Source organism: Paenibacillus phocaeensis (assembly GCF_900021165.1).
In the GTDB taxonomy this organism is placed as follows: Bacteria; Bacillota; Bacilli; order Paenibacillales; family Paenibacillaceae; genus Fontibacillus; species Fontibacillus phocaensis.
This window is the reverse complement of record NZ_FCOQ01000012.1, coordinates 261,095-277,504: the sequence shown is the minus strand read 5'-3', so window position 1 is coordinate 277,504 and position 16,410 is coordinate 261,095. Positions and strand designations below refer to the sequence as shown.

General features: G+C 55.3%; 11 protein-coding genes and 1 pseudogene. 9 read left to right on the top strand and 3 right to left on the bottom strand.

Annotated features, from left to right (window positions below; genetic code table 11):
• Positions 1-6 precede the first annotated feature (6 nt).
• On the bottom strand, positions 7-1,026 hold the full coding sequence (locus BN3795_RS06740; protein ID WP_068783931.1) for an ABC transporter substrate-binding protein: 1,020 nt from the start codon (positions 1,024-1,026) through the stop codon (positions 7-9).
• A gap of 305 nt (positions 1,027-1,331) precedes the next feature.
• Between BN3795_RS06740 and BN3795_RS06735 the strand changes: the two genes are divergently transcribed.
• The 7 genes and pseudogenes from BN3795_RS06735 (at position 1,332) to BN3795_RS06705 (ending at position 10,448) form a co-directional block, all read left to right on the top strand.
• Positions 1,332-2,738: a cytochrome ubiquinol oxidase subunit I gene (locus BN3795_RS06735; protein WP_408635011.1), complete on the top strand. Its 1,407-nt coding sequence runs from the start codon at positions 1,332-1,334 to the stop codon at positions 2,736-2,738.
• Positions 2,728-3,741 (top strand): cytochrome d ubiquinol oxidase subunit II, encoded by a 1,014-nt coding sequence (gene cydB / locus BN3795_RS06730; RefSeq protein ID WP_068783930.1) that lies wholly within the window; start codon positions 2,728-2,730, stop codon positions 3,739-3,741. Before BN3795_RS06735 ends, cydB begins: the two co-directional genes overlap by 11 nt.
• A complete protein-coding gene (gene cydD / locus BN3795_RS06725) occupies positions 3,741-5,477 on the top strand; it encodes a thiol reductant ABC exporter subunit CydD (RefSeq protein ID WP_068783929.1) in 1,737 nt (578 codons plus the stop codon). Before cydB ends, cydD begins: the two co-directional genes overlap by 1 nt.
• A pseudogene (locus tag BN3795_RS06720) lies at positions 5,474-7,130 on the top strand (amino acid ABC transporter ATP-binding/permease protein). The gene cydD and the pseudogene BN3795_RS06720 overlap by 4 nt, the downstream one beginning before the upstream one ends.
• Before the next feature lie 557 nt (positions 7,131-7,687).
• Positions 7,688-8,587, top strand: a complete 900-nt coding sequence (locus BN3795_RS06715; RefSeq protein ID WP_068783928.1) for a LysR family transcriptional regulator — start codon at positions 7,688-7,690, stop codon at positions 8,585-8,587.
• Positions 8,588-8,807: 220 nt separating this feature from the next.
• Positions 8,808-9,254 carry a DUF1641 domain-containing protein gene (locus BN3795_RS06710; RefSeq protein ID WP_068784062.1) on the top strand — a complete coding sequence of 149 codons (447 nt, stop codon included), beginning with the start codon at positions 8,808-8,810 and terminating at the stop codon, positions 9,252-9,254.
• 15 nt (positions 9,255-9,269) lie between these two features.
• Positions 9,270-10,448 (top strand): NAD(P)/FAD-dependent oxidoreductase, encoded by a 1,179-nt coding sequence (locus tag BN3795_RS06705; protein ID WP_068783927.1) that lies wholly within the window; start codon positions 9,270-9,272, stop codon positions 10,446-10,448.
• Positions 10,449-10,533: 85 nt separating this feature from the next.
• On the opposite strand, the gene gdhA is transcribed toward BN3795_RS06705, so the two are convergent.
• Positions 10,534-11,910 (bottom strand): NADP-specific glutamate dehydrogenase, encoded by a 1,377-nt coding sequence (gene gdhA, locus BN3795_RS06700; protein WP_068783926.1) that lies wholly within the window; start codon positions 11,908-11,910, stop codon positions 10,534-10,536.
• A 269-nt stretch (positions 11,911-12,179) separates the two neighbouring features.
• A complete protein-coding gene (locus tag BN3795_RS06695) occupies positions 12,180-12,830 on the bottom strand; it encodes a nitroreductase family protein (RefSeq protein ID WP_068783925.1) in 651 nt (216 codons plus the stop codon).
• Positions 12,831-13,021: 191 nt separating this feature from the next.
• Between BN3795_RS06695 and BN3795_RS06690 the strand changes: the two genes are divergently transcribed.
• Complete coding sequence (locus tag BN3795_RS06690; RefSeq protein ID WP_068783924.1) at positions 13,022-14,011, top strand: Gfo/Idh/MocA family protein; 990 nt, start codon at positions 13,022-13,024, stop codon at positions 14,009-14,011.
• An 89-nt stretch (positions 14,012-14,100) separates the two neighbouring features.
• Positions 14,101-16,410: a nitric-oxide reductase large subunit gene (locus tag BN3795_RS06685; RefSeq protein WP_068783923.1), complete on the top strand. Its 2,310-nt coding sequence runs from the start codon at positions 14,101-14,103 to the stop codon at positions 16,408-16,410.

The following is a 16,410-nucleotide window of genomic DNA, read 5'->3' as shown; positions in this document are numbered from 1 at the left end:
CAAGGGTTACTGCGGCAAGATGCTGCTCAGAACATCATCGATGATTTTTCCGTTAGCGACAACACCGGTATAAAGCCAACTGGAATCGGCTCCAAATTCGTATACGCGGCCTTCCTTCACCGCTGGAATTCCGGACCAAATCGGATCGGCTTGCAGTTCTTCCATGGTGATCGCGGTGCTCTTAACAATAAACAGATAATCGGCATTTAGTTCGGCCAGCTTCTCCTTGGAAATCGGATTCCAGTTGGCGGTGGCGGTGTCGGAGATTTCCTTCACTTGTTCAGGCACCTTGAGACCGAGATCGTGATAGAGCACGTCGCCACTGGACAGCTTTTCATGAACCGCATAAGTGTTCTTGGCGGTAATCCAAAGCACGGCTGCGGATGCCTCGCCGATGTCCTGCTGAATTTTTGTTTTGGCTTCGTTCGCTTTGGCTTCGTATTCATCCAGTACCTTGCGCGCTTCCTCCGATTTATTCAGAACATCGCCCACGACAAGCAATTCTTCGCGCCAATCGTTGTTTTGTTCCGTCCCTACGACGTAGGTTGGAGCGATTTTGGCATATTGCGCGTATTTGTCACCGCTGGCCAGCTCCGCGCTGTCCAGAATGATCAGATCGGGTTGAAAACTCATCACGGCTTCATAGGGAAGCTCGGAAGGTATCGTCGGGATGTCCTTTAAGGCGTCCTGCAAATAGTTCTGCACGGATTTTCCGCCTTTCGCGGACCATTGGGCAACCGGCTTGATGCCAAGCGCGACCAAATGATCTTCCAGATAAGAGGCGATGATACGCTGAGGGTTAGCCGGGACGGTCACTTCATGGCCTGCGGCGTCTGTGAGTAGGCGGTCGGAAGGCGGCTCTGCCTCAGTCGGATTACCTGATTTCGGTTGTTCGGCGGCGCCGTTGGCCGAAGTCTGCGAATCCCCGTTGGTTGGCGAACTTGCGTCGCCTCCGCATGCCGCTAACAGGACGGTCAACCCCAGCAGCAGGACCGCAACGAAAGAAGATTTGATGCCTTTGTACATATTCGATATCCTCCATGATCCAATATTATGATAATGATAATTATTATCAATGAAAACGAGCAATATCGCAACCTTTTTTCAACTTTTTGCTTGATAGAATCACGGTGAGTTTGGTCACATTAATGTCAAAATATCGTGATTTTCAAAAAAACGTTGGACCGACGCTGGTTTGAGCTCAACATTCGAAGTTGTGACATATCTCATGTGATTTCTGTCACAAAATTATTACTTTTTCCCCGTTAGTTTTCATGATTCAGTGATAGAATTCACATTAGATAATAATAATTAGAAAGTAGGGAAAAGAAATGCTGGATCCGGTTCTGCTTGCACGCCTTCAGTTTGCAGTCACAACGATTTTCCATTTCTTCTTTGTTCCCTTGTCCATCGGTCTGGTGCTGCTCATCGCGATCATGGAAACGATGTATGTCGTGAAGGGGAAAGAAGAATACAAACGGATGGCCAAGTTTTGGGGGAAACTGTTCCTGATCAATTTCGCGGTAGGGGTCGTGACAGGGATTCTCCAGGAATTCCAGTTCGGGATGAACTGGTCGGATTATTCCCGATTCGTTGGCGACGTCTTTGGTGCGCCGCTGGCGGTGGAGGCCCTGTTCGCCTTCTTTATGGAATCGACCTTCATCGGCTTGTGGATTTTCGGTTGGGATCGCTTGTCCAAGAAGGTCCACCTCCTGTGCATATGGCTGGTTGCTTTGGGGACGACGGTATCGGCGTTCTGGATTTTGGCCGCCAACTCGTTTATGCAGCGTCCGGTCGGCTTCGAGATCAACAACGGACGTGCCGAGATGAACGACTTCTTTGCCTTGATCGGCAACGGCCAGCTGTGGGTGGAGTTCCCGCATACCGTGCTGGGCGCTTTTGCAACCGGGGCCTTCCTGATTGCCGGGGTCAGCGCGTATAAACTGCTGAGACGCCAGGACACGGCCTTTTTCAAGAAATCTTTTACGATCGGGATCATCGTTGCTTTGATCGCTTCGTTCGGAACGGCGTTGTTCGGCCATCAGCAGGCGCAATATCTGGTGAAGACGCAGCCGATGAAGATGGCGGCCTCCGAAGGTCTCTGGGGCAAGTCGGGGGACCCGGCACCTTGGACGCTTTATGCTCACATTGATTCGGCCAACGGGAAGAACGACTTTGAGATCAAAATCCCTTACCTGCTGAGCTTCCTGTCCTACAGCAAGTTCTCCGGCGAGGTCAAAGGCATGCATGAGCTTCAAGCCGAATATGAGCAAGCCTACGGTCCCGGCGACTATATTCCTCCGGTGCGGACGACCTTCTGGAGCTTCCGGATCATGATCGCCGCCGGCTGTCTGATGATCGTGCTTGGATTGTACGGAACGTATCTGGCTTGGCGCAAGAAACTTGATCAACCGAGCAACAATTGGTTTTACCGCGTGATGTTGTGGTCCATTTCGCTGCCGTTTATCGCGAACACCTCCGGCTGGATCATGACGGAAATCGGCCGCCAGCCCTGGACGGTATTCGGCCTGATGCAGACGAAGGACAGCGTGTCGCCTAGCGTCACCGGCGGACAAATTCTGTTCTCGCTCATTGCCTTCACCCTGATCTATGCGGTGCTTGGGGCGGTTATGGCTTACCTGTTCGTGAAAGTGATTAAGAAAGGACCGAATGAGATCACGAGCGGCTCGGAACAGTTAGGGGATCCATTCGGTAAGGAGGGATACCATGTCTCTTAATGAACTCTGGTTTGTCCTTGTCGCGGTATTGTTTGTCGGTTTCTTCTTCCTGGAAGGCTTCGACTTCGGGGTGGGAATGAGTACCAAGTTTTTAGCCAAAAATGATATAGAACGCCGGGTGCTCATCAATTCGATCGGCCCGTTCTGGGACGCGAACGAAGTTTGGCTGCTGACGGCCGGCGGCGCGATGTTCGCCGCTTTCCCGAACTGGTATGCCACGCTGTTCAGCGGCTATTACACACCGCTGGTCGTGCTGCTGCTCGCCTTGATCGCGCGGGGCGTTGCCTTCGAGTTTCGCGGCAAAGTGGATCACGGGAAATGGAAAGATACGTGGGACTGGGCGGTCTTTATCGGCAGTCTCCTGCCTCCGTTCCTGCTGGGCGTCGTCTTCTCCGGCCTGCTGAAGGGCTTGCCGATCGGCGCGGATATGGAGATGAGAGCGGGCCTGTTTGACATGGTTAACCTGTACACCTTGATCGGCGGAATTACAGTCGTGATGTTGTGCCTGGTGCATGGCTTGCTGTTCGCCTCGTTGCGGACGACCGGAAGTTTGCGGGAACGGGCCCGGAAGCTGGCCGGCAAGCTGCTCATTCCGCTGGCCGCCTTGTTCGTGATTTTCGGCGTGCTGACGTTCTTTGAGACCGATGTGTTTGAAGTGCGCGGCGTCTTGATCGGCTTGGTCGCTCTGCTGGGCGTTGCGGCTTTCGTACTGGCCGGGTGGTTCATTCAGAAGCAAAAGGACGGCTGGGCCTTCGGGATGACCGGTGCGATGATCGTATTGTCGATTGCGGCGGTATTTGTCGGCTTGTTCCCGCGGGTGATGGTCAGCTCGATCAGCGAAGCCTTCTCCTTAACGATCGATAATGCGGCTTCCGGGCAGTACTCCCTGAAGGTGATGACGATCGTGGCGCTGAGCTTGCTGCCGTTCGTGCTCGGTTATCAAATTTGGAGTTATTTCGTCTTCCATAAACGGGTACACGAGAAGGAGCATTTGGAATATTAATGGGACGCGGACTTATGAAAATTGCAGGGATCAAGCCGGTCATGGCCGTCATGGCCTTGCTGACCCTGGTTCAAAGCTTTGCGATCATCTGGCAGGCTAAATGGCTGGCGGAGGTTGTCTCCGCCTTGTTTGCCGGAGCCAAACTGCAGGAACAAGTCGGCGGGGCCGGCTTGTTCCTGCTTGCTTTTCTCGTGCGACAGGGCTGCGGTATGCTGCAGCAGCGAACGGCGTACGCGTTTGCCGAGGAGACCGGGAAGAGCCTGCGGGAACGGGTGCTGGAGAAGCTGTTTGAGCTGGGTCCGCGCTTTGCCGGGATCGAAGGTACCGGAAACCTGGTGACCTTGGTGCTGGAAGGCGTGACGAAATACCGCAATTACCTGGAGTTGTTCCTGCCGCGCATGCTGGCGACGGGCTTCACGCCGATCCTGATTTTGGCGTACGTCTACAAATTGGACTTGGCTTCCGGGGTGATCCTGACGGTGACGATGCCCATCCTGATCGTGTTTATGATTCTGGTGGGGCTTGCGGCACGCAAGCAAACCGAACGGCAGTTGAAATCGTATCGGATCTTATCCAATCATTTCGTGGACTCGCTCCGCGGGCTGGAGACGCTGAAGTTCCTGGGGCGCAGCCAATCGCATGCGGCTTCGATCGAACGGGTCAGCGATTCATACCGGTCGGCTACGCTGCGGACGCTGCGGGTTGCCTTTCTGTCCTCGTTTGCCCTGGATTTCTTTACGATGTTGTCCGTCGCCTCGGTGGCGGTCAGCTTGGGCCTGCGGCTGGTGAACGGGGAAATGGTATTGCTGCCGGCGTTAACCGTGTTGATTCTGGCGCCGGAGTATTTCCTGCCCGTGCGGATGGTGGGCGCGGATTTCCATGCTACCCAGGACGGCAAAGCCGCGGGTGAAGCGATGAACGAGATTATCTCCGCGGCGGAGGAGGAAGCAGCCAAGGCTGCCCCGGTACCAGCGGGAACGGTCTGGACCTGGACGCCGGAGAGCATGCTGAGCTTGCGCGGGGTCCGCGTCATTCATGAAGAAGAAGCCAAGCCGTCGTTGGCGGAAGTGTACCTGACGCTGGGCGGCATCGGGAAGATCGGCATCATCGGCGAGAGCGGAGCCGGCAAATCGACCCTGATCGACGTGCTTGGCGGATTCTTGCGGCCAAGCGCCGGCCGGTTTGCCCTGAACGGCACGGAGCTGGGGGATTTGACCGCGCCGGGCTGGCGGGAGCAGATTACGTATATCCCGCAAAATCCGTATATTTTCAGCGGATCGCTCGCGGATAATATCCGGTTTAATGCGCCGGAAGCGCTGCGGGGAGAGGTGGAGCGCGCGGCAGCTGCCGCCGGGCTGGATGCGCTTGTACGCAGCCTGCCGGACGGGCTCGACGAGCGGATCGGCGGCGGCGGCCGGCCTTTGAGCGGCGGCCAGGAACAGCGTGTGGCGCTGGCCCGGGCTTTGCTCAGCCGGCGGCCGATCCTCCTGCTCGATGAACCAACGGCGCATTTGGATATTGAGACGGAATATGAGCTGAAGCAGACGATGCTGCCTCTGTTTGAAGACAAGCTGGTGATTTTGGCGACTCACCGGCTCCACTGGATGCGTGAGATGGACCGCATCATCGTGATGGAACAAGGCCGAGTGGCGGAAGTCGGCACGCATGCCGAGCTGATGGCCAGACGGGGAGCTTATTATCGATTGGCGTCGGCGCAGCGGGGGGAGATTAAATGAAACAAGCGTCCTGGGTTCGTCCTTATTTTCGATTGTACAGCGGAAGGTTTGCGTTATATCTGATCTTAGGCGTACTTACGCTGCTCGCTGCCGGAATGCTGATGTTTACCTCCGGATTTCTGATTTCCAAATCGGCGCTGCGGCCTTATAACATCTTGCTGGTCTATGTTCCGATCGTTGGCGTGCGCACGTTTGGGATCGGCCGGGCGGTCATCCACTATGTCGAACGGCTGGTTGGCCATGATACCGTGCTGCGGATCCTGAGCAAAATGCGCGTGCGCCTCTATCGCGTGCTGGAACCGCAAGCCTTGTTCATTCGCTCCCGGTTCCGGACGGGCGATATTCTCGGAGCGCTTGCCGACGATATCGAGCAACTGCAGAATGTGTATATTCGCACTGTTTTTCCAAGCGTGGTGGCGATTATTCTGTATGCCGCGGCGGTTATAGCCATGGGGATGTTCGATGTCGTGTTCGCGCTGCTGCTGGCCGTCTATATTTTCGTCCTCGTCGCGGTGTTGCCATACCTCTCGCTGCGACTGACGCAGCGGACCAATGAGGAGGTCAAACGCGAGCGGAACGGGTTATACCAGAAGTTAACCGATGCCGTGATGGGGCTTGGGGATTGGGTGATTAGCGGCCGGACTGCGGAGTTTCTGGCCTCCTATGCGCAAGACGAGGCTGCAGTGGCCCGCAAGGACCGCAAGCTGCGGGCCTGGGCCCGCTGGCGCAGCTTTATCGGCCACTTTATCGTGGGCCTCGTTGTGGTCTCTATGGTGTACTGGGCCGGCGGTGAAGCGGCGGCCGGGCGGATCGACGTAACGCTGATTGCGGCGTTCGTGCTGATCGTATTCCCGCTGTCGGACGCGTTCCTGCCGGTGTCCNCAAGGGGCGGACAGGGCGGGCGCAGCGGTCCGCCCTGCTGAAGCGGACGTGCGGCTGCGGGACGTCCGCTTCGCCTACGCGGCGGAAGACGCCGATTCGGTGGACGGCGTCTCGCTGGACATCCCGCAGGGCAAGCGGGTCATGGTGATCGGCCGCAGCGGCGCCGGCAAGTCGACGCTGCTGAAGCTGATCCAGGGGGCGCTTGCCCCAAGCAGCGGGACGGTGCACATCAACGGCATCCCGGCCGCCGCTTACGGCGACCGGATGCCGGAGGTGATCGCCGTCCTGAATCAAAACCCCCACTTGTTCGACACAACGGTGGCGAACAACATCCGGCTCGGCCGGCCTGCGGCGACGGAGGAGGAGAGCGGCCGGGCCGCGCAGGCGGCGCAGCTCGGCCCGCTGATTGCGGCGCTGCCGCAGGGGCTGAACACGCCGATGCGTGAAACCGGTCGGCGGTTCTCCGGCGGCGAACGGCAGCGCGTAGCCCTGGCGCGGATCCTCCTGCAGGACACGCCCGTGCTCATCCTCGATGAGCCGACCGTCGGTCTCGATCCGCGCACCGAACGCGAGCTGCTCGCGACGATCTTCCGCACGACGCGGGGCAAGTCGCTCATCTGGGTGACGCATCACCTGGTTGGCGCCGAGCACATGGACGAGATCGTGTTTATGGAGCACGGGCGGATCGTCATGCGCGGCAGTCATGCAGAGCTGCTGGCTCGCGAACCGCGATACCGCAATCTGTACCGGCTGGATTGTCCGGAGGAGTAAGACGCATACTGGAGTTAGACGGCGATGCATGGGAAACCGGCATCGCCGTTTTTTATATGCTCAGAGGGGATTGAGGGAGGGGCCATAGACGACAGCAAGGTGGCTGAACTGCAAAAGTACACTTCATTTTCGCGAAATTCGGCTTATGAGCCCCTTGAGATGCAAAAGTGCAGCTGATTTCGGCCCGTTAGGGCCCGAACCTGCGGAAAGGAACGAAATGAACTGCACATTTACATCAGACCCGCCTTTTTCGGCGTGAATTGGTGGAATGAACTGCACTTTTGCATCTGGGGACGGTCCGCCCGTCTTCACGCAGAAGGGGCCTCCTGCTAGGAGAACGATCCGGAAATAGGGGGGCAATCCTTCGTCGTTAGGCAAGCTTGCGGCGATAATTTTTGTGCGATCGTAATTGCGATCGAGATGAGTTCAGTTCATCCGTTTGGCGCAAAATTCAAACATACGTGCTTCCGTTTTCGGAGGGGAGTCGATATAATGGTTTTTAATATATTTACATGAGGTGTAAGATATCTCAAAAATGCAGCGAGCGGGGTGAGGGGATGGAGCTCAGGCAAATCCAATATTTTATTGAAGCGGCCAAGCTGGAGCATGTGACGGAGGCATCGTATGCGCTGCATGTGTCCCAGTCAGCAGTCAGTCGCCAAATCTTCAAGCTGGAGTCGGAGTTGGGCGTCGATCTGTTTATCCATGAAGGCCGGAAGGTGAAGCTGACGCCGATTGGCCGGCAGTTCCTGCAGCATATGGAACAGATGATGGACGTGATCGAGCAGGCGCGCCAGGAAATCAATGAATATCTCGATCCGGAGCGCGGGACCGTGCGAATCGGCTTTCCGAGCAGTCTGGCTGCAAACCTGGTGCCAACGGTCGTATCGGAGTTCCGAAGACGGTACCCGGAGGTGCATTTTCAACTGCAGCACGGATCGTACCGGGAGCTGTTGGATTGGGTCGGGGGCGGTGTGATGAACCTGGCCATGATCGGTCCGGTGCCTCAAGGGGAGCAGCAGGTGACGGGCGAGGCGTTATTTCGCGAGAAGTTCAAGGTGCTGCTGCCTGCCGGTCATCGATTAGCCAGCCGGGAGTCCGTGGGACTGGATGAGCTGCGGGAAGATGTATTTGTTCTGTTTCCCAAGGGATTTGTTCTGCGCGATATCGTCGTTGATGCCTGCGATAAAATCGGATTTCAACCGAAGGTTTCGTTTGAAGGAGACGATCTGGATGCCATCAAAGGGCTTGTGGCGGCCGGACTCGGCTTGACACTGCTCCCGGAAATTGCGCTCGGAGAGCATATACCTGCCACGATCGTTTCGTTGCCGATGATCGAACCGCATGTGACCCGGGATGTTGGGGTCATTATTCCGGCCAATCGAGAGCTTGCGCCGACGGAGAAGCTTTTTTATGACTTTTTGAAAGAGATTTTGCCTCCATCCTACAGGGATTAGAATTCATCGAAAAATGATATCGATACGGGCCGTGAATTTTGTCACTTACACGGTCCTTTTTTATTGAAAATGTGTTACAATTTATTCGGATTGTTCAAGGTTAAGAAGTGCAAATTTTCACTAACTTTAAGCGGTTAGAGGCATCCATTGGAGGAACACTATGCTTGAACTGAACATCGGCAGAGGTGTGTCCTCAGATTATCGCAAAGGAGAATCGGATATGTCAGAAACAGTTACTGAAACGAAAGCGGAGCAATCCGCAGCCGGAGCCGGCGCCCCAAGCGGGCAGCAGGAGCTCCTGGAGCAACTCTTGAAGCCGGAGGTGCAGCAATCGCTGACCGCGCTGGTGGAGCAGCTTCCCAAATTGAATGAGCTTGTAGGGGTATTGACGAAATCGTATGATTTTGCCAAAGCGGTAGCTACGGACGAAATTCTGAAGAATGATACCGTGGGTGCTATTTCGGAAATTGCCGGACCGGTTGTAGGCAAAGTGAAGCACTTAGCTGCGAACGTCATCGAAGCAAAAGACCGCGCCGAGGACAGCCAAGAGGTGATCGGCGTGTTTGGGTTGATGAAGATGCTGAAGGACCCGCAAACCCAGAAGCTGCTTCGGTTCGTGAACGCTTATCTTCAAGTTTCCGGTGAACGGGACCGTCAACAAAACTAACGGAGGAATACGATTATGTCAAAACATATTTTAATTTTGGGCGCCGGCTACGGCGGCGTACTCAGCGCATTGTCGGCCCGTAAGTTTATGGATAAATCGCAGGCGCGGATTACGGTGGTCAACCAATATCCGACGCATCAAATCATCACCGAACTGCATCGCTTGGCGGCGGGCAGCATTTCCGAACGCGCGGTGTCTCTGCCGCTGGATAAGCTGTTCAAAGGCAAAGACATCGATTTGCGGATCGCCAAAGTAGAGAACTTCTCGGTGGATAAGAAGGAAGTTAAACTCTCCGACGGTACGGTCTTGTCCTATGACGCTCTCGTCGTCGGCCTGGGCAGCATCACTGCTTACTTCGGGATTCCCGGCTTGGATAAGTACAGCATGGTGCTGAAATCGGCGGACGATGCCAAACGGATTCACGAGCATATCGAATCGCGCATTCGCGAATATGCCGCTTCCGGCAACGAAGCCGATGCCTCTATCGTAATTGGCGGCGGCGGATTGACCGGCGTTGAGCTCGTTGGGGAGATCGCCGACAAGCTGCCGGAGCTGACGAAGAAATACGGCGTGCTCCAAAGCGACATCAAGCTGATGCTGGTGGAAGCTGGGCCGAAGATCCTGCCGGTACTGCCGGATGTGCTGATCGAACGCGCAACAGCCAGCCTCGAGAAACGCGGCGTGAAATTCTTGACGGGTCTGCCGGTAACCAATGTGGAAGGCAACACGATCGATCTCAAGGACGGGCAAAAAATCGTGGCGAACACCTTCGTTTGGACGGGCGGCGTGCAAGGCAATCCGCTTGTAGGCGAATCCGGACTGGAAGTGAACCGCGGACGCGCCTCGGTCAATGATTTCCTGCAGTCCGTTTCTCATCCGGATGTATTCATAGCTGGCGACAGCGCCGTATTCATGGGGAAAGACGGACGCCCTTACCCGCCGACCGCGCAAATCGCTTGGCAAATGGGCGAACTGATCGGCAATAACCTGTTTGCGTATTTGTACGGCAAGCAAATGAACGAGTTCAGCCCGATCAACTCCGGTACGCTGGCTTCGCTCGGACGCAAGGATGCCGTGGCGACGATCGGGGCAAGCAACACGCAACTGCGCGGGCTGCCGGCTACAATGATGAAGGAAGCGAGCAACATCCGGTATTTGTCCCATATCAAAGCGTTGGATTCTTTGGCTTACTAAGCAGGGCTGCAACATTTCATACAACAAAAAAGAGTCTCCCGGGGATCACCCCCCGGGAGACTCTTTTCGATAAATACCTTAGACCTTACACAATCCCATGAGCCAGCATAGCATCGGCAACCTTCAGGAAGCCGGCGATGTTGGAACCCACGACGAGGTTGTCGCTGTAGCCGAATTCGTCGGCCGCGTTCACGCTGCTTTGGTAGATGTTGCGCATAATGTCCTTGAGCTTCGCGTCTACTTCCTCGAAGGTCCAGGCGAGTCTAGCACTGTTCTGCGCCATCTCCAGCGCGGAGACAGCCACTCCGCCGGCATTGGCGGCTTTGGCCGGTCCGAAGTAGACGCCATTGTTCAGATAAACCTCGATCGCTTCCAGGGTGGACGGCATGTTTGCCCCTTCTGCTACGTATTTGACGCCATTGGCAACCAGCTGTTTTGCCGCTGCTTCGTTGATTTCGTTCTGCGTCGCACAAGGCAAGGCAATGTCGCAAGGAAGGCTCCAGATCTTATGGCAGCCTTCCACATATTCCGCAGTGGGGTGCTCGTTAACGTATTCCTTGATCCGTTTCCGTTCCACTTCTTTCAGACGCTTGACGGTTTCAAGATCAATCCCGTTCTTGTCATAAATGTAGCCGTTCGAATCGCTGCAAGCTACGACCTTGGCGCCGAGCTGCTGCGCTTTCTCGATGGCGTAGATCGATACGTTGCCGGAACCGGAGACGACGACGGTTTTCCCTTCGAAGCTATCACCGCGGCTCGCCAGCATTTCACTCGTAAAATAAACCAGCCCGTATCCCGTAGCTTCTGTCCGCGTCAAGCTGCCCCCATAGGTGAGGCCCTTGCCGGTCAGCACGCCGGTCTCATTGCCGTACAGCCGTTTGTATTGCCCGAACATGTAGCCGATTTCCCGGGCACCTACACCGATATCGCCCGCCGGTACGTCCGTATCCGGGCCGATATATTTGGACAGCTCCGTCATGAAGCTCTGCGTAAAGCGCATGACTTCGAGGTCGGATTTCCCCTTCGGATCGAAGTCGGATCCGCCTTTGCCGCCGCCGATGGGTTGGCCCGTCAAGGAGTTCTTGAAGATTTGCTCAAACCCGAGGAATTTGATGATGCTGGCATTCACGGACGGGTGAAAACGGAGTCCGCCTTTATAAGGACCGATTGCACTGTTAAATTGAACCCGGAAGCCGCGGTTCACTTGAACCTTGCCTTGATCATCAACCCAAGGTACGCGGAAGCTGACCATTCTTTCCGGTTCGACGATCCGCTCGAGAATCCCTTGCTCCTGATATTTCGGGTGCTTCGCGAATACGGGAACCAGCGAGTCAAGGATCTCCTTGACGGCTTGGTGGAACTCAAGCTCCCCTGGATTCCGTTGCTGGACGGTTTCGTATACTTGATTGACATAATTGCGAGCTGCCTCCAGGCCTGCTTCGCGCTGCTGTGTTAAAGCCATGACCACTCCACCTTTCTTGTGTGCGTAATCAGTTGAGTACGTTCACCATTTCACGATATTTATGACCTCTATTGTAATATTGATGTAAGCTATGAACAAAGCTATTTTGAGATCAAGTTGATGATCGCATGAGATGAACTGGGGCGGACGGCTAGCTCTCAGCCTGACGAAACAGGGTTATTATATCCGGGGACACCGCGATTCAGACGGAAAAACGACCGGCTCCGCAACTCGTGAGATGCGGTGCCGGCCGTTGAGCAGGAATGGTATTATTTCTGGAAGGAGTTCCAGTAGGCGATTTGGTCCACCGAAAGGCGCGGTGTAGCGTGAGCCGGTTTTGCCGCCTTGCCAATGGCGATCAGCAGGATTGGTTTCAAGGTTTCCGGGACCTCAAAAGCCTCGGCGAATTGCTCGGCGTTATATCCGCCCATCGGTACGGTATCGTAGCCTTTCGCCTTAGCGATCAGCATCAGTTGCATCGACACCAGCCCGGCATCCAGCAAATTGACTTGGTGCAAACGTTCCGGGCCCATGCTACCGTAGCCGGCTTGCAGCCGCTCCACAAAGTTGGCTTTGACTTCTTCCGTCATCGCGCCAAGCTTAACCGCTTGGGCATAGATCTCTTCAGCGTGCTCATATGAGCGAAGATCACCCAATACAGCAATTATGGCTGCCGAATCAACGACCTGTTGCTGATTGTTGGCGATCGGAAGCAGCTTCTGCTTCAGCTCGGGCTCGTCGATGATCAGAAAACGCGTTGGCTGAAGATTGGACGAGGACGGAGCAGACAAGGACAACTCCACGATTTCCTTCAGTTCTTCGCGGGGAATTCTCACGGACGGGTCGTATACGCGAACCGAATGTCTTTCCTTCAGTACGGTGTAAAAATCATTTAAATCCACTTGATTCAAAGTACTCATCTCATTACTCCACCCTTTCTACATGTGTTTCTGTATGTGAACAGTATAATCCTCAACTGTTATGTTATCAAGTACAGTTATTTGGCGGTGTGGCGCCTTCGAGCTTGTGGTTCCCTAGGATAACCAGTATCTTAAAGAAGAAGTTGCTTCATTCGCATATTAGCATTCCAAAATACAGGGAGGGTATCCGAATGACCTTACAGATCGGAATTGTGGGGACGGGTTGGTTCAGCAAGGTGCATGGCGACATATTGGCAAGCTTGGACGGCGTCCGGGTGGCGGCTGTTGCCGGAACGACGGCGGCTAAAGCACAGGCGTTGGCAGATCGGTATCCCGGAGCGATCGGCTTCGGCAGCCTGATGGATATGCTGGACTCGCAGAAGCTGGATGCCGTATACCTCTGCATCCCGCCGATGGCTCATGGGGCGATCGAAGCTGAATTGATCGAGCGGCGCATTCCTTTCTTCGTAGAGAAGCCGCTTGCCGCAGATCTGGATACGCCGCAGGCGATTCTTGCCCGGTTGGAGCAGAAGCCCTTGGTTCATGCGGTTGGTTATCATTTCCGCTATAAGGATTCGATCCGCAAGCTGAAGGAATCGCTGGAAGGCCAAACGATCGGCATGGCATTGGGAGCCTGGATGGGCGATATGCCGCTGGTGGCCTGGTGGCGAAGCCAGGGGGGCTCCGGCGGACAATTCGTGGAACAGACAACCCATATCGTTGACCTGCTTCGCTATACGGTTGGGGAGGTGCGTGAGGTTTATGCCGCCTACGGGAACCGCGTTGTGCAGGAACGCTACGAGAATGTGACTGTCCCGGACGTGGGCACGGTCACGATGAAACTTCAAAGCGGAGCGGTTGCCACCATCTCCAACACCTGCATCCTGCCGGGCGGCGTCTCCGAAGTCGGGCTGCAAATTTATACCGATGCCGGTATTCTTGCCTGGAGTCCGGAGCGGCTGGAGATCAACCTTCCGGGCATCAAGACCGCTTATGCCGGACAGGATAACCCTTACCTCGCTGAAACCGAAGCGTTCATTCATGCCCTGCGTACCGGCGATTCCTCGCGGATCTTGTCCGATTATGCCGATGCCGTGCAAACGCAGCGGGTTACTTGTGCCGCCCTGGAATCCGCACGAACGGGGCAGCCGGTGCGGGTGGGCGAAACGCCGTCCTTTTGAAATATCTGTGGATTTGTAATTCGAATCACAATTCCCTTCTTCCTGAGATCTTATCCTGAATCTGTCTAGAGGAAAGGGGAGACGAGGGAATGAGGGGAAACCAAGCCCAAAATTCGTTTTTGAAGGGGATTCTGATTGGCGTCCTTTTACTCAGCTTCACGGTGCTCATTGCCGGAGGATATTGGATCTTTAAATCGCAGGCCCCGACGCCGCTTCAAATCGTGGATGCTGACGGCGAGGTGTTGACAACCCGGGAGCAGATTACCGGAGGGCAAGCGGTATTTCAAAAATATGGTCTGATGGACTACGCCACCGTGCTGGGGCACGGCTCTTATTTGGGACCGGATTACACGGCGCAGGCGCTAAAAATCGTTACGGACGCGATGCACGATCAACATGCGCAAGCGGAGTACGGCACGACCTATGCCGAGCTGGATCCGGAGCAGCAAACGTTGATTTTCGAGAAGGTTCAGGCGGAAATGAAACAGAACCGCTACGATAAGAACGCGAAGACCTTGGTGCTGACCGACGGTCAGGCCGAGGGTTTGAAGCAGGTTCGCGCTTATTATGACCAGGTCTTCACGGAAGGGGACGGGCGCGGGATCCAGCCGAATTTGTTCGGGAACGAAACGATGCCGGAGGAAGGACGCGCTTATGTGGCGCCCGGGGATATGCGGAAGCAAATTGCCGATTTCTTCTTCTGGACCGCCTGGTTGTCCGGCACTCAGCGGCCGGGCGACACGATTACGTATACGAATAACTGGCCTTATTTCGAGGACGCCGGCAACACGATGAGTTATTCCGCCGTATTATGGAGCGGCATCAGCATGACGCTGTTGATCCTTGTGCTCGGTTTGGTGTTGTATTTCTACAACCGTTACCGGCTGCATATGCAGGAGGCTTATGAACCCGGGAAATTCCCGGTGCTGGATTTGAACCGCATGCCGGTGACGGCAAGTCAGGTCAAGACGGCAAAATATTTTCTCGTCGTGGTGCTGCTGTTTCTGATTCAAGTTGGTTTCGGCGCGCTGCTGGCGCATTATTATGTAGAGCCCAACAGTTTCTTCGGGTTGGATTGGATCGTTAAGCTCTTCCCGTTCAACATTGCGAAGTCGTATCACTTGCAGTTGGTCATCCTTTGGGTGGCGACGGCATGGTTGGGGATGGGGATTTATGTTGCCCCGCTCGTTGGCGGGAAGGAGCCTCGACGTCAGGGGTTGCTGGTAGATATCCTGTTCTGGGCGCTGGTCGCGCTCACGGTAGGGAGTACCCTAGGCGAATGGCTCGGGGCAAAAGGCTACCTCGGCAACCTGTGGTTCTGGCTTGGCCACCAAGGTTGGGAGTATCTGGAGCTGGGCCGCTTCTGGCAAGTTCTGCTTGTGATCGGGATGGGGATCTGGCTGTTTATCGTGTATCGCGCCATCCGCAGCGCTTTGCGGAAGGAGACCGATAAGGGCGGATTAACCCACTTGTTGTTCTACTCGGCGATTGCCGTTCCGTTCTTCTATATCTTTGCCTTCTTCTTTAATCCGTCGACATCATTCACTTATGCGGACTACTGGCGCTGGTGGATCATTCACCTGTGGGTGGAAGGGATTTTCGAAGTGTTCGCCGTCGTCGTCATCGGTTTCCTGATGGTACGGATGAAGCTGGTGACCAAGGAATCGACGGTGCGCTCCTTATTGTTCCAGCTCATCTTGCTGCTGGGCAGCGGCGTCATCGGGATCGGCCACCATTATTATTACAATGGCTCAGCCGAAGTCTGGATTGCCTTGGGGGCCGTATTCTCGGCATTGGAAGTCATTCCGCTGACGCTGCTGATTCTGGAGGCTTATGACCAATACAAAATGATGAAGGACGGCGGACAAACGTTCCCGTACACTTCGGCTTTCCGATTCCTGGTCTCCACCGCCATTTGGAACTTAATCGGCGCAGGGGTGCTGGGATACTTGATCAACCTGCCGGCGGTGAATTATTTCATGCACGGCTCTACGTTGACGACGGCCCATGCCCACGGATCGATGATGGGCGTATACGGGATGTTTGCGATTGCGGTGTTGCTGTATACGATGCGGAATATCGTGAAGCCGGAGCAGTGGAACGACAAGCTGCTGCGCCTCTCCTGCTGGGGGCTGAACCTCGGGCTGACAGGGATGATCGTGATCACCTTACTGCCGGTGGGCTTCATCCAGTTGAAGCACTCGTTCGACTTTGGCTTCTGGTCGGCGCGCGACTTCTCATTCTACCAGCAGGATACGGTGAGCCTGCTGCTGTGGCTGCGGATGATCCCGGATACGATCTTTATCGTCGCGGGGATTCTGCCGCTGGTTTACGTTGTCGTTCGTTCGATGTTTCACTTGCGGAAACCGAACGTTGCTGAAGAAGAAGTCTTTGAATAG